Source organism: Methylophaga sp. UBA3603 (assembly GCF_002375335.1).
GTDB lineage: Bacteria > Pseudomonadota > Gammaproteobacteria > Nitrosococcales > Methylophagaceae > Methylophaga.
Map to the genome: position 1 here is coordinate 172,944 of NZ_DFMC01000010.1, position 13,692 is coordinate 186,635.

Consider the following 13,692-nt stretch of genomic DNA (forward strand, 5'->3'; position numbering starts at 1 on the left):
AACTAATGATTTAAACTTCAACTTTGTGAAATCAATTAACTTACGGGACGACTGATGAGTTTAGATAAATCCGATGTAGAAAAAATCGCGCATCTTGCGCGGCTTGCCATTGATGAAAGCACGATTCCTGATTACGCCCGAGATCTTAATAACATTCTCAATCTGGTCGAACAGATGAGCGCGGTGAATACCGATGCAGTCAGTCCCATGGCGCACCCACTGGATGCACACCAACGATTGCGTGAGGATGTGGTATCCGAAACTGACCAACGTGAATTGTTCCAGTCTATTGCCCCTAAAACCGACGCTGGCGTCTACCTGGTTCCACAGGTCATCGAATAAATCCAACACAGGCAAGTACATGCATAACAAAACTCTTTCTGAACTTTCGGCCTTGCTACACAACGGTGACATCACCAGTGTGGAACTGACTCAACACTTTCTAAACCGTATCAAAACGCATAATGGCAATTTGAATGCTTTTATCAGTGTGACTGAAGAAAGCGCGCTGGCGCAGGCTGCGGCTGCTGATAAACAGTTTGCAGACAAGACTGCCGGTAAACTGACCGGCATTCCAATGGCGCATAAAGATATTTTCTGCACCAAGGGCGTTCGTACCAGCTGTGCATCAAAAATGCTCGATAAATTTGTTGCGCCCTATGATGCGACTGTGGTGGAAAAAATTGCAGCCAGTGGCATGGTAATGTTGGGTAAAACCAATATGGACGAATTTGCCATGGGTTCATCCAATGAAACCAGCTTTTACGGTCCGGTCAAAAATCCCTGGGATACTGAACGGGTTCCAGGTGGTTCTTCCGGAGGCTCTGCAGCAGCAATCGCTGCTCGACTGGCACCGGCGGCTACCGGTACAGATACAGGTGGTTCAATTCGTCAGCCTTCATCTTTATGTAATTTAACCGGTTTGAAACCAACTTATGGTCGTGTTTCCCGTTACGGCATGATTGCTTTTGCCTCCAGCCTGGATCAGGCGGGCCCGATGACGGCCAACGCCGAAGATGCGGCATTATTGTTAAATGTCATGTCGGGTTTTGATGAACGCGATTCCACCAGCGTGGAACGTGATGTTCCAGATTACACCGCAAATCTGAATGATTCCCTGCAAGGTCTGCGCATTGGTCTGCCAAAAGAATACTTTGGTGAAGGTCTGGCACCGGAAGTGGCAGAAATAATTGATGTCGCCATTAAGGAATTCGAAAAGCTCGGGGCAACCGTCAAAGAGATCAGCCTGCCAAATACCTCTCTGGCGATACCAACTTATTATGTGGTTGCCCCTGCAGAATGCTCATCCAATTTGTCTCGTATGGACGGCGTGCGCTTTGGCCATCGCTGTGAAGATCCAAAAGATTTACTGGATCTGTACCAACGTTCACGCGGTGAAGGTTTCGGTGACGAAGTTAAACGTCGCATCATGATCGGAACCTATGCACTATCTGCCGGTTATTACGATGCCTACTATCTTAAAGCTCAGAAATGCCGCCGTTTGATAAGCGATGACTTCCAACAGGCATTTGAAGAAGTTGATGTGATTATGGGACCTACCGCGCCAACCACAGCCTTTAAACTGGGTGATAAAGCCGATGATCCAGTAGCCATGTATTTAGCGGATATCTATACCATTAATACCAATCTTGCTGGTTTGCCCGGTATGTCAATTCCGGCAGGTTTTGCCAATGGCTTACCTGCTGGTTTACAGATCATTGGTAATTATTTCGATGAGGCACGTTTACTTAATGTTGCTCATCAATACCAACAGGTCACTGATTGGCATAAACAAATTCCAACAGCATTTCAGTGAAACCTAGGGTCTGTTGATCTTTCAGAGCCGCCTCTGTTGTGACTAAAATGCTCCAATCAAGGCGCGAGGAATGCAGTTTGTGAGATACATCCATGTATCTCACCCCTAAGGGGCTTACGCTTAAAAACGTTCCAGACGTTTTTGTAGTTGCTCTAAATACATGACGAGCAACGTGGAGTGGTACATTTTCAGTCACAACCCAAAGGGCTGGGACTATTTTTCCGCCCTACAGTGTTGAAAATGACTTATGTAGAACAACTACATCGCATCATTTCCGCCTTGTAGGACGAAAAAAATAGCCTCCAGCAGTGGTGGCTATGAAAGATCAACAGACCCTAGAGGCGAAAGCCCCTTTTTTAAAGCCATTCATCGCGGAGCGAAAAAATGAAAGCAGCAGAGCTATTTGTCCGTACTCTGGAAAATGAAGGTGTGGAATATGTTTTTGGTATTCCCGGTGAGGAGAATCTGGATGTCATGGACGCCTTGCTGGATTCCTCCATTCAGTTTATTACCACCCGGCATGAACAAGGTGCGGCCTTTATGGCAGATGTTTATGGTCGACTCACTGGCCGTGCAGGAGTCTGTATGGCGACACTCGGTCCGGGTGCGACCAATCTGATTACCGGTGTGGCTGATGCCAATATGGATCATGCCCCCCTGGTAGCCATTGCCGGTCAGGCTTCGACCAATCGCTTGCATAAAGAATCGCATCAGGTCCTGAATCTGGAAGCGATGTTTTTGCCCATCACCAAATACTCCACTCGAATTGTCAGCCCTGAAGTGATTCCGGAAATTGTTCGCAAAGCTTTTAAAGTGGCGCAGACCGAGAAAACCGGTGCCTGTTTTATTGAGTTTCCTGAAAATATTGCCGAGATGGAAATTGACGATGCTCCACTGCGGGTCAAACACGCCACACCTCCTGAACCGGCTGCTGAACATATCGAACGAGCAGCAGAATTAATTTCCAATGCAGAAAATCCGATTATTCTGGCGGGTAATGGCGTCATTCGTGCGCATGCCGCTAAAGCGCTTACAGAATTTGCTGAAAAGCTGGGAATTCCTGTCGCCAACACCTTTATGGCCAAAGGCGTCATTCCGTTTGGTCATCCCATGTCACTGGGCAGTGTTGGGTTGCAGTCAAATGACTATGTGAATACCGGCTTTGCCAATGCCGATGTAATTATTTGTATCGGCTACGACATGGTTGAATACCACCCCTATCTCTGGCATCCCTCACGGGATCGCACGCTGATTCATATTGATACCACCCATGCTGAGGTTGATGGATATTACAGTGTGGTATTGGGTGTTGTGGGCAATATTACGCACAGTCTGAATCGAATTGCAGCCCTAACCACGCCGCACGAAGGTAAGGCCATGCGTACTTTACGCGATAGTCTGATTACAGAAATGAATCAGCATCGCCGTGATACCGAATTCCCTGTTAAACCACAGAAAATCATCTGGGATCTGCGTACCGCCATGCATCTGGAAGATATCGTAATCTGCGATGTGGGTGCCCATAAAATGTGGATGTCACGAATGTTCCGCTGTGAATACCCGAACACCTGCATTATTTCCAATGGCTTTGCCAGCATGGGCATAGCAGTTCCGGGTGCAATTGCAGCCAAACTGGCACATCCGGAACGCAAAGTCGTTGCAGTAACCGGTGACGCTGGTTTTCTGATGAACTCTCAGGAAATTGAGACAGCCATTCGTTTGAATATCGCGATTGTCATTCTGATTTGGAACGATGCAAGCTACGGTCTGATTGAATGGAAACAGCAAAACCAGTTTGGCCGAACCAGTAATGTAAAATTCGGCAATCCGGATTTTGTACAATATGCGCAATCATTTGGCGCAACGGGTGTCAGAGTGAATAAGACCGAAGAGTTAATGTCTGTTTTAAAAGAAGCTTTGGACAGAAATACAGTCACCGTTATTGATTGTCCGGTGGATTATCGTGAAAATCTGAAACTGACAGAATCTCTAGGTCAATTAACCCAGCAAACTGAGAGATAAAATGAAGTCTGGAAAACGTTTTGCACTGTTTATAGCCGCCCTATTTGCATTATTGTTTGTCGTCTTTATGTACAAGAATGCTACCGCTCCGGCCTACACCGAACTTACGTTTGAGGATGTAGACGGAAAAATGCATAATTTCACCGAATATGCCGGTAAACCAATATTGATGATTTTCTGGGCGACTGATTGCCCGGCGTGTATTCAGGAACTGCCCGAACTCATTGCTTTGCATGAAGAATACGCAAAAAAAGGCTTGGTCATGCTGGGCGTTTCACTGCCCCACGACACACCTTCACATATCAAGGCAATGCGTGAAGACCGGGGTCTTCCCTACACGCTTATCTGGGACAGTGAAGGCGAAATTTCCAGCGCATTTAATAATGTTCGGGTGACACCAACGCATTATCTGATTTCGCCCGAAGGCAAAATTGTGATGCGCAAAATTGGTGTACTCGATAAAGAGAGCGTTTCAGCACAGCTCGACAAAATGGGCCTCAGCTGATTTATAGCTTAAAACTGCTACACATCAGATAGCACATATGGTATAAAGTCCGGCTTAGTTTATTCAGAATGATGCGTTGGCAGGACGCGTCAGTCACTAAAAATGCATCAGGAGCAGGATTAACATGTCCAGAGTATGTCAGGTAACGGGCAAACGCCCTATGAGCGGAAACAATGTTTCACACGCTCACAACAAAACAAAACGCCGTTTCCTACCTAACCTTCACTCACACCGTTTTTGGGTTGAGTCTGAAAACCGTTGGGTAAAATTGCGTGTCAGCAATCATGGTCTGCGTATCATTGATAAAAGAGGTATTGATACCGTTTTATCTGATCTCCGTAGCCGCGGCGAAAAAATCTAAGGAGTCAGGACATGCGCGATAAAATCAAATTAGTTTCATCAGCAGGTACAGGTCACTACTACACTACTGATAAAAACAAACGCACCATGCCGGAAAAAATGGAAATCAAAAAGTTTGATCCCGTTATCCGTCAACACGTGATGTATAAAGAAGCAAAAATCAAGTAACACTATTGTTTACTGCTTCTAAAAAAACCCGCTCTTTAATGCGGGTTTTTTTATGGCTCGAATAAATTAAACTTAAAATTGTTCTTTATTTTGGGCAATGAGATGAACTGTGCCGCGCTCCAAAAATATTGAAATCTCAGATGATATCTATGTTGCAACAACGTAGTAGACGATTCACCTCAAAACCGTATTATAGTGCGCTATGACTATATTGCTGGAAGCACAAAATCTGTCACGTTATTTTGGACCCAATGTTGTGGTTCAAAATATCGATCTCACGGTAAAACGCGGAGAAATACTGGGTTTTCTCGGTCCCAATGGTGCTGGTAAAAGCACCACTATGAAAATGCTTAGCGGTAATCTGGCGCCGGATAAAGGCGAGATCCATATCAATGGTTTTGATTTATTGTCGCAACCTAAGCAGGCCAAGGCTCAACTGGGCTATCTGCCGGAAAATCCGCCGTTATATCGTGAATTGACCGTCAACGAATATTTACAGCATTGTGCCAGACTCAATCTGCTCAAAGGCCAGCAACTTAAATCTGCAGTTGCAACGGTCATTGAGCGCTGTGGACTGGGTGATGTCCAGCGACGTTTGATCGGTCAATTATCCAAAGGCTACCAACAGCGTACCGGCATCGCTCAGGCGATCGTGCATAACCCGGCGGTGGTCATTTTGGATGAACCGACTTCTGGTCTGGATCCCCTACAAATTCGGCAGATCCGCGAACTCATTCGTGAACTGGCCAATGAACATAGCGTGATACTGTCGACGCATATTCTGCCAGAAGTGGAAATGCTCTGCGATCGGGTACAAATCATCAGTAAAGGCCAGGTCATGTTTGCCGATAGCCTGACAGCTCTGCATCAGCAAAGACTCAACAGCAGCCTGAGGATCACTTTATCTGCCCCGCCACCGATCACCGAGCTTCAGGCTCTAACGAATGTGTCTTCGGTGGAGCCCGTTTCAGCCAATCAGTTTCGAATCCTTTATCACCCGGAACAGGATCCTACAGAAAACCTGATAGCGAGTGCCGTATCTAAACACTGGCAACTGCAGGAACTGTTGCGTGAACAGGACTCGCTGGAAGATATTTTTATGCATCTGATAAAAGATGACGCACCGCTAGCTGAGGTTAAAAACTGATGTGGTGCGTGGCAAGACTTGAAATTTCGCGACTGTTTTTGTCTCCTTTTGCCTGGATAATGCTGGCATTAGTACAGTTTTTACTGGCATATATGTTTCTCAGTCATATTGAGTATTTTGCTCAGATTCAGGGCCAGATTTCAGCCATCCCGGGAGCTGCCGGTGTAACAGAAATGATTATTGCGCCATTATTAAGCAATGCTGCTCTGGTGTTGCTATTGATTGCCCCATTTATCACCATGCGGGCTTTTGCTGATGAACATCGTAACCATAGTCTGCCTCTTTTGATCTCTGCGCCACTTTCCGCCAGTCAGATTGTGTTAGGTAAATACCTCGGATATCTTGGTTTTTTTCTGCTGCAATTAGCATTGATTGCTTTAATGCCACTATCGCTGCTTGCCGGATCAGCAATCGATTTTTACCAGTTTGGTGTGAGCATGTTCGGGCTGTTTTTGCTGGTAGCCAGTTTCTTGGCCGCCGGAATATTTTTATCATCACTCACCACCCAGCCGATTATTGCAGCGGTGATGACATTCTGTTTACTGTTTTTATTATGGATAATTGATTTTGCTGCGGCCAGCGCTGTTTCAGGCCAAATTAACTGGCTGGCCTGGTTATCCCTGTTAGGACATTTTCAACCGCTGCTGGCAGGACAGATTAACAGTGTTGATCTAAGCTTTTTTGCTCTGTTCTGCGTGGTATTTATTCTGATGACTATTCGGCGACTTGATGCAGCGAGGTTGAGTCTATGAAGATGTCAAAACAGTTTAAATATCAACATCGCCTGCAACAGATCATCTTTTACATTTTATTGCTGGTAGTGATTATCGCAGTAGCCGTTCTTTCGAATCGTTACAGCTTTGAGTCAGACTGGACAGCTAACCAGCGACATACCCTCTCTTCTGCTACTACCGAATTATTACAGTCGCTTGAAACACCAGTGACAATAGAAGTATTTATCAGTCCCGGACATCAGTATCAATCAGCAGCAGAAAGTTTATTAAAGCGCTATCAACAGCATAGTCAGCAACTTACAGTGTCGTTTATTGATCCTGTCAGCCAGCCACAGCGGGTTCGTGAACTGGACATTCAGCAGCAGGCTGAAATGGTAGTTTCAGGTCAACAGGGACAACAACATGTATATGATTTATCTGAGCAATCGCTAAGCAATGCCATTATAAAAGTCAGTCGCAGTAACTTGCCTGAATTAATCTTTATTACTGGTCATGGTGAACGGGATATTGCCGGTGATGGTGCATTTGATATGTCGCAATGGGGACAACAGTTGAATAGCACCGGCTTTGAGGTGCAATCTCTGACCATGACAGAAGCGATGCAACTTAACAGCGAGGATAAAAAAATTGTATTGGTTATTGCCAGTTCACAAGCCGCCTGGCCGCAAAGCGATATTGTCCAGTTACAGTCATGGTTGCAGCAAGGCGGTAATCTGCTCTGGCTCAGCGAACCTGACACTGATACGGGCTTGGCGGCCATCCGTGAACAGCTTAATCTGAGCTTTGTACCGGGTACGATGGTGGATCCCAATGCCGGTAAATTAGGTCTGGAAGATCCACGTTTTGTGATTGTGACAGATTACGCCAATCACCCGGTTACGGCAGCCACTTCCAGCGTCACCCTGATGCCAGAAGCGCATGCTATTCAATTATCAGAAGCTGAATCTGCTTGGCAAGTTACTGAGCTGATGCAATCACAAAGTGATAGCTGGTCTGAATTAGGTGATATGACCGGCACTAGTCTGGATGATTTACGTTTTGATGCAGAAATCGATATTCCAGGGCCGTTAATGCTCAGCGTATTAATGGAAAAACCTGTTTCAACAACTCAACAACAACGTGTTGCCGTATTTGGTGATGGCGATTTTGTCTCCGACCTGTATCTTGGCACAGCGGCCAATCTTGAACTTGCGATGGCTCTGGCAAACTGGCTGGTTGCTGAGGATGATTCAATCGATATTCCGGTCATCACAACCCGAGATAACCAACTGGTATTAACCGAGCACCAATCATTATTTATTGGTATTGGATTTTTACTCGGATTACCACTTAGTCTGCTTTTGATTGGCATAAGTATCTGGTGGATTAGAAGACGCTGATGAAAAGCACATATCTGACCAATCTGCTGTTATTGGTGGTTGCGGTTCTATTAGTGTGGTTAATGACAGAATCGCAAGTAGAGGATTCAGCTTATATCACTGATAAAATTCAGGCGGCACAGGTCAATCAAATTACAATTGTTCGCCGTGAACAGCAAACCATTCACTTGCAACGCGATCAGCAATGGCAGTTAAGCCAGCCAATACATGTGCGAGCCAATCAAACCCGGATCAATCTGTTACTCAGTCTGTTACAACAACCAGCTCATCAACAGATCCCGGTGACACAAACAACTGACCTGGCAGAATTCGGACTGCAGCAGCCTGAGTTGTCATTAGTTTTCAATGAATACCATTTTGCTTTTGGTGATACTGAACCGCTCAGCGGGTATCGTTATATTCTGCACAATCAGCAGATTTATTTAATTAACGATGATATTTCACCATTACTCGGTGCCAGTGCCAGTAGCTTTGTCGATAACCGTTTATTGGATCCGGCCAGCAAAATTGCAGCTCTGCACTTGCCTGAGCTGCAAAACCAACAGGGCCAGCAAAAATACGCGGCACTCTCCATAGTTCAGCAAAATGACAGCTGGCACTCCATGCCGCAAAATTATCCTCAGGATAAACTCCTGGCACTTTTGCAAAACTGGCAACAGGCTTATGCCATGCAGGTTGTTATCATGTTAGATGATGAAACAAGTACACCGGATGAGCAGGAAGTGACCATTAAATTAACCGATAACACACAGCGTAAATTTGTTGTATCACATAGCGAGGAAGGTCTTACGCTTACTGATCATCAACAACAATTACAATATCTGTTTCCAGCCACCATTATTCCTGCCCTCTTTTCAATAAACGAGTGATATGCCTGAATTACCTGAAGTCGAAACCACCCGCAGTGGCATTGCGCCATATATAGAAAATCAGCAGGTTAAGCAGGTTGTCATTCGTGACTCTCGACTGCGCTGGCCTATCACTGACAACCTGGATGAAAAACTGTGTGGGAAAATCATTCAGTCGGTCAGCCGCCGCGCCAAGTATTTATTGTTGCATACCACTGAAGGCACGCTGTTTATCCACCTGGGTATGTCCGGGCGGTTACGTATTCTGACTGCTTTTCAGCCAGCCGAAAAACACGATCATGTTGATATTGTGTTTGCCAATGATATTATTCTGCGCTTTACCGATCCACGCCGCTTTGGGGCTGTATTGTGGACCAGTGAGCCACCGCTGCAACATCCGTTATTAAACCATCTGGGGCCAGAGCCACTGGGGGAGGATTTTGACGCCGAATATCTGTTCCAACGTAGCCGTAAACGTCAGGTCAGCATTAAAACTTTTATTATGAATGCGGAGATCGTTGTAGGTGTGGGGAATATCTATGCCAGTGAATCGCTGTTTCTCTCCGCCATTCACCCTCAGCTGATAGCTGCAAAACTAACAAAAAAACAGGCAGAAAAACTGGTTGCCGCGATCAAACTGACATTGGAAAAAGCTATTGCAGCGGGCGGGACAACCTTACGGGATTTTCGGGATAGCGAAGGCAAACCCGGATATTTTGCTCAGGAATTATGGGTTTATGCCCGGCAGAAACAAGGCTGTAAACAATGTGGTCATCCAATAGAATTGATTCGCCAGTCACAGCGGGCGACCTATTTCTGCCCATATTGCCAAAAGATTTGAAGCAAATTATTGTTTAGAGAAATACTCTGCCAATAGGCGAATTTCAGTTTCGCTGTACGCCGCAGCATGATGTCGCATAACAGAAGACTCTCTCGCCCCGCTGGCAAACCCCAGCATCTGTTCAATAAAATAATCTTGCTCCAAACCTGCAAGTTTGGGCATTTCACCTTTGCTGTGGCCATTGGTACCATGACAAGTCGCGCAGGATGAAGCCAGTAAAGCCATATTTGGCTCAGCCTGAATCCAGGTCGAAGTCAGTAGCAATGCAAGACATATCAGCAGTCGTTTCATAATCCCCCTTTCGTCCGTTTCACGGCGATGTATCAAGCTACGTTATAATACGTAACCCATTTTATGCAAAGCCATTCATGACCGAGATTATTAAACTAGATGCCACCATTCCCGAGTCATTAAGTGGCTTGCGTGTCGATCAGGCCTTGGCCCAGCTGTTCTCAGAATACTCCCGCGGTCAGCTGACCAAATGGATTAAAGCCGGCGATGTATTGGTCAATCAGAAAGTCTGTCGCCCTAAAGATGCGGTACGCACCGGTGACCAGATTGAAATTGCCGCACAGCAGATTATTCATGAAGATAACTGGCAGGCCGAAACTATCGCACTGGATATTATTTATGAAGATGACGATGTATTAATCATCAATAAAGCGGCAGGCATGGTAGTGCATCCTGGCGCTGGCAACCAGAATGGCACAATGGTCAACGCGTTATTGGCTCATGCGCCCCAACTTACTCATATTCCGCGCGCCGGGATTGTGCATCGCATTGATAAAGACACTACCGGACTATTAATGGTCGCTAAAAGTCTGCAAGCACATCATTCATTAATCAGCCAACTACAGCAGCGTACCGTAATTCGTGAATATCAGGCCATTGCCTGCGGTGTGTTTACCGCCGGGGGAACGGTTGATGCACCAGTTGGTAGACATCATATTGATCGTAAACGTATGGCCGTGACACAAAACGGTAAACCTGCCGTGACACACTATCGGATTGAGGAACGCTTTCGGGCACATACCCATTTGCGTTGCAAACTGGAAACCGGGCGCACTCACCAGATCCGTGTGCATATGGCGCATATTCGCCATCCTTTATTGGGCGATCCTTTATATGGTGGCCGGTTTAAAACACCAAAAGGGATGACGGATAGCTGTCTGGCTGCCTTGCAGAATACACATCGTCAGGCTTTACATGCCGGTTTACTGGGGTTTGATCATCCGACTACTGGGGAAGCAGTAAGCTGGCAGATCCCCTTACCCGATGATATGCAACGATTATTGGAACTGTTACGGATGGATGCTACCAGCCATACCGATTAACCAGAGGAAAGAACTGTGAAGGCACCAAACAATCTGCATCATGTCATTGATGTGTTTTTAGCCTTTCTCAAACTGGGTCTGACGGCGTTTGGCGGACCGATTGCTCACATTGGTTATTTTCGCACTGAATTTATCAATAAACGGCAATGGCTTTCTGAACAGCAGTTTTCTCAGTTACTTGCTGTTACACAGTTTTTACCTGGCCCAGCCAGTAGCCAGATGGGATTTTCAATTGGCTTGTTTCGCGCTGGCTGGCTTGGTGCCATTGCTGCTTTTATCGCGTTTACCCTGCCTTCTGCATTACTGCTGTTTGCTTTTGCCGCCATTGCTCATCAGCTGGACAATGCTATCGGCATGGCTATTATTGATGGTCTAAAACTGGTGGCGGTTGCGGTGGTCGCTCATGCCGTTATCAGTATGGCTCAGAAACTGACGCCGGACTGGCAACGTATCTTGATAGCACTGTTCAGTTTTGCCTTACTGTTGATTTTCAATCTGGCGATTATGCAAATTGCAGTGATTATCCTGGGTGGACTGGCAGGCTGGTTTTTATGTCGCCAGCAACAACTTTCAGCGGATTTTAGATTCCCGGTCAATTATGGCAAACAAACCGCGTGGATATTATTCAGTGTGTTTATGTTGCTGCTTATTCTCAGTCTTTTTGCAGGCAGTGAGCTTAATACCACTAATATGCTGGCTGGCTTCTATCAGGCCGGCGCATTGGTATTTGGTGGTGGCCATGTTGTGTTGCCGTTGCTCGAACAACAGACCGTTGCCACTGGTTGGCTCACCACCGATCAGTTTTTAACCGGTTATGGTGCCGCTCAGGCCGTTCCTGGCCCGATGTTTACGCTGGCAACCTATCTCGGCGCTGAAATCCCCACTCAATTGCCCTCGGCCTGGAATGCCCTACTGGCTACCCTCGCCATTTTTGTTCCGGGGTTTTTATTATTGCTGGCGATATTACCGCTGTGGCAGCAACTTGCTCATCTGCCCAATGCAGGTGCCGTTGTTGCCGGCATTAACGCAGCTGTAGTCGGTTTACTGGCCGCTGCTTTATACGATCCGATTTTCACTGAAGGCGTAAATCATTGGCTGGATTTACTGATTGCGCTCGGCGGCTTTTTAATTATTTTCGTGCTGAAACGTTCGGCATTATGGACTGTATTGTTCTGTGTCAGTGCATCAATCGTTGTTGCTTTGGTCTAATCTGGAGAAAGAAAACAGCTCCGCTAACGGGTGTTCGCGCTGTTCGATATTCGCTCTTAACAAGCCAGCACCAATCATGCTGTAGGTAATACCGTTTCCACCATAGGCCATGGCAAACTGCACACGTTCACCATATTGGGGATGAGCACCAAAAAATGGCAAGCCATCTTCCGTTTCAGCGAAGGTACCCGCCCAGGAAAATGTCGGGTTCATTGGTAGTTTGGGAAACAATTTTTCGACTTTCTTGGCCAGAGTCTGGGCTTTTTTATCGACACGTTTATCCCGTTTTGCCGGGATATCAATATCATCATCTTCCCCACCGACCAACAAACGACCATCGCCAGTAGTTCGCATATAAAGATACGGTCTGGTGGATTCCCACATCATGGTTTTATTTAATTCGCCCAGTAACTCGGGATCTATCGGGTCGGTGATAAAGGCATAACTGCTGCGATTTGATGCTACATTTTGTTTCAGTAATTTCTGACTGGCATAACCCGTTGCTATTACCACGTGTTTACAAACAATTTTAAATCCAGACGTTGTCGTTAAAACAACCTGTTTATCAGAAGGCTTCAAATCTTTTATTTCGGTTCGGTCATAAACGTGATGGCCACTACTTTTCAGCCTGTCCAGAAGTTTATGCGCCAGTCGATAAGGGTCAACTCGAGCAGCCAGTTTGCTAAGGATGGCCCCGGATGATTTAAAACCATACAATTTTTTTATCGCGTCTGATTCCAACCATTCAACATCAAATCCATGTTTTTGTCGTAACAGAAATTCAGCTTTTAGGGATTTTTTATCACGACTGCGACTGGCATAATACAGACTTTCCTGCATTTCAAAATCGACATCACCGACAGTCTCAGCAAGTTTTTTAAGGCCATTAATTGCCTCTGCACATGCCCGATAAGCTTTTAATGCATCCACTTCGCCATACAATTCTGCAAGCTCAGTCAGATGAGTATCAATTTCGTATTGCAGCATAGCGGTACTGGCAGCAGTGCTGCCCCAGCCAATATCCCGTTGTTCGATAACCGCCACGGCATATCCATTTGAACTGAGATCGTCAGCAATCAAAGCTCCGGTTATACCACCGCCAATAACTGCTACATCACAGTCAATATCCTGATCCTGAGCCGGAAAGATTCGCATCAATCCATTTCTAATCGCCCAGTAGGGATACCCGCTTTTCAGGTCCATTTTTCAGCCTTGTCCATTGTAAAGAAAGCTCAGCATAGACTAGTTCTTTCAATACTGGGCTAACCTGAGTTAAGGTCAATTTTTGGCCAAAAAAAAGGGGCGATAAACGCCCCTTTCTCAATAGAA

The 13,692-nt window shown here is 46.0% G+C and carries 15 protein-coding genes; 13 read left to right on the plus strand and 2 right to left on the minus strand.

Annotated features, from left to right (window positions below):
• Positions 1-54 precede the first annotated feature (54 nt).
• The 11 genes from gatC (at position 55) to mutM (ending at position 9,820) form a co-directional block, all read left to right on the plus strand.
• Positions 55-342, plus strand: a complete 288-nt coding sequence (gene gatC / locus B4F66_RS11615; RefSeq protein ID WP_014707980.1) for an Asp-tRNA(Asn)/Glu-tRNA(Gln) amidotransferase subunit GatC — start codon at positions 55-57, stop codon at positions 340-342.
• Between the two features lie 19 nt (positions 343-361).
• Positions 362-1,816: an Asp-tRNA(Asn)/Glu-tRNA(Gln) amidotransferase subunit GatA gene (gene gatA, locus B4F66_RS11620; protein ID WP_292353757.1), complete on the plus strand. Its 1,455-nt coding sequence runs from the start codon at positions 362-364 to the stop codon at positions 1,814-1,816.
• A gap of 384 nt (positions 1,817-2,200) precedes the next feature.
• Entirely contained in the window at positions 2,201-3,838 is a 1,638-nt protein-coding gene (locus B4F66_RS11625) for an acetolactate synthase large subunit (protein WP_292353755.1), read from the plus strand.
• 1 nt (position 3,839) lies between these two features.
• The gene (locus B4F66_RS11630) at positions 3,840-4,343 is read left to right on the plus strand and encodes a peroxiredoxin family protein (RefSeq protein ID WP_292353753.1); all 504 of its coding nucleotides are present in this window, start codon (positions 3,840-3,842) and stop codon (positions 4,341-4,343) included.
• Positions 4,344-4,467: 124 nt separating this feature from the next.
• Positions 4,468-4,704, plus strand: a complete 237-nt coding sequence (gene rpmB, locus B4F66_RS11635; RefSeq protein WP_226070964.1) for a 50S ribosomal protein L28 — start codon at positions 4,468-4,470, stop codon at positions 4,702-4,704.
• A gap of 11 nt (positions 4,705-4,715) precedes the next feature.
• On the plus strand, positions 4,716-4,871 hold the full coding sequence (gene rpmG, locus B4F66_RS11640) for a 50S ribosomal protein L33 (protein ID WP_014707985.1): 156 nt from the start codon (positions 4,716-4,718) through the stop codon (positions 4,869-4,871).
• Positions 4,872-5,073: 202 nt separating this feature from the next.
• Positions 5,074-6,018, plus strand: coding sequence for an ABC transporter ATP-binding protein (locus B4F66_RS11645; RefSeq protein ID WP_292353745.1), 945 nt, complete (start codon positions 5,074-5,076; stop codon positions 6,016-6,018).
• Positions 6,018-6,770, plus strand: a complete 753-nt coding sequence (locus tag B4F66_RS11650) for an ABC transporter permease (protein ID WP_292353743.1) — start codon at positions 6,018-6,020, stop codon at positions 6,768-6,770. The genes B4F66_RS11645 and B4F66_RS11650 overlap by 1 nt, the downstream gene beginning before the upstream one ends.
• Positions 6,767-8,131 (plus strand): GldG family protein, encoded by a 1,365-nt coding sequence (locus B4F66_RS11655; RefSeq protein ID WP_292353741.1) that lies wholly within the window; start codon positions 6,767-6,769, stop codon positions 8,129-8,131. The genes B4F66_RS11650 and B4F66_RS11655 overlap by 4 nt, the downstream gene beginning before the upstream one ends.
• Positions 8,131-9,000 carry a DUF4340 domain-containing protein gene (locus B4F66_RS11660; protein WP_292353739.1) on the plus strand — a complete coding sequence of 290 codons (870 nt, stop codon included), beginning with the start codon at positions 8,131-8,133 and terminating at the stop codon, positions 8,998-9,000. The genes B4F66_RS11655 and B4F66_RS11660 overlap by 1 nt, the downstream gene beginning before the upstream one ends.
• A 1-nt stretch (position 9,001) precedes the next feature.
• Positions 9,002-9,820 carry a bifunctional DNA-formamidopyrimidine glycosylase/DNA-(apurinic or apyrimidinic site) lyase gene (gene mutM / locus B4F66_RS11665; RefSeq protein WP_292353738.1) on the plus strand — a complete coding sequence of 273 codons (819 nt, stop codon included), beginning with the start codon at positions 9,002-9,004 and terminating at the stop codon, positions 9,818-9,820.
• A 6-nt stretch (positions 9,821-9,826) separates the two neighbouring features.
• Here the strand turns inward: mutM and B4F66_RS11670 are convergent, their stop codons facing one another.
• The gene (locus B4F66_RS11670; RefSeq protein WP_292353736.1) at positions 9,827-10,111 is read right to left on the minus strand and encodes a c-type cytochrome; all 285 of its coding nucleotides are present in this window, start codon (positions 10,109-10,111) and stop codon (positions 9,827-9,829) included.
• Between the two features lie 77 nt (positions 10,112-10,188).
• On the opposite strand from B4F66_RS11670, the gene rluD reads away from it, so the two are divergent.
• Positions 10,189-11,154, plus strand: coding sequence for a 23S rRNA pseudouridine(1911/1915/1917) synthase RluD (rluD, locus tag B4F66_RS11675; RefSeq protein ID WP_292353734.1), 966 nt, complete (start codon positions 10,189-10,191; stop codon positions 11,152-11,154).
• A gap of 15 nt (positions 11,155-11,169) precedes the next feature.
• A complete protein-coding gene (gene chrA / locus B4F66_RS11680; RefSeq protein WP_292353732.1) occupies positions 11,170-12,363 on the plus strand; it encodes a chromate efflux transporter in 1,194 nt (397 codons plus the stop codon).
• On the opposite strand, the gene B4F66_RS11685 is transcribed toward chrA, so the two are convergent.
• Positions 12,340-13,566 carry an NAD(P)/FAD-dependent oxidoreductase gene (locus B4F66_RS11685; RefSeq protein ID WP_292353731.1) on the minus strand — a complete coding sequence of 409 codons (1,227 nt, stop codon included), beginning with the start codon at positions 13,564-13,566 and terminating at the stop codon, positions 12,340-12,342. The two genes, chrA and B4F66_RS11685, sit on opposite strands and share 24 nt — an antisense overlap.
• Between the last annotated feature and the right edge of the window lie 126 nt (positions 13,567-13,692).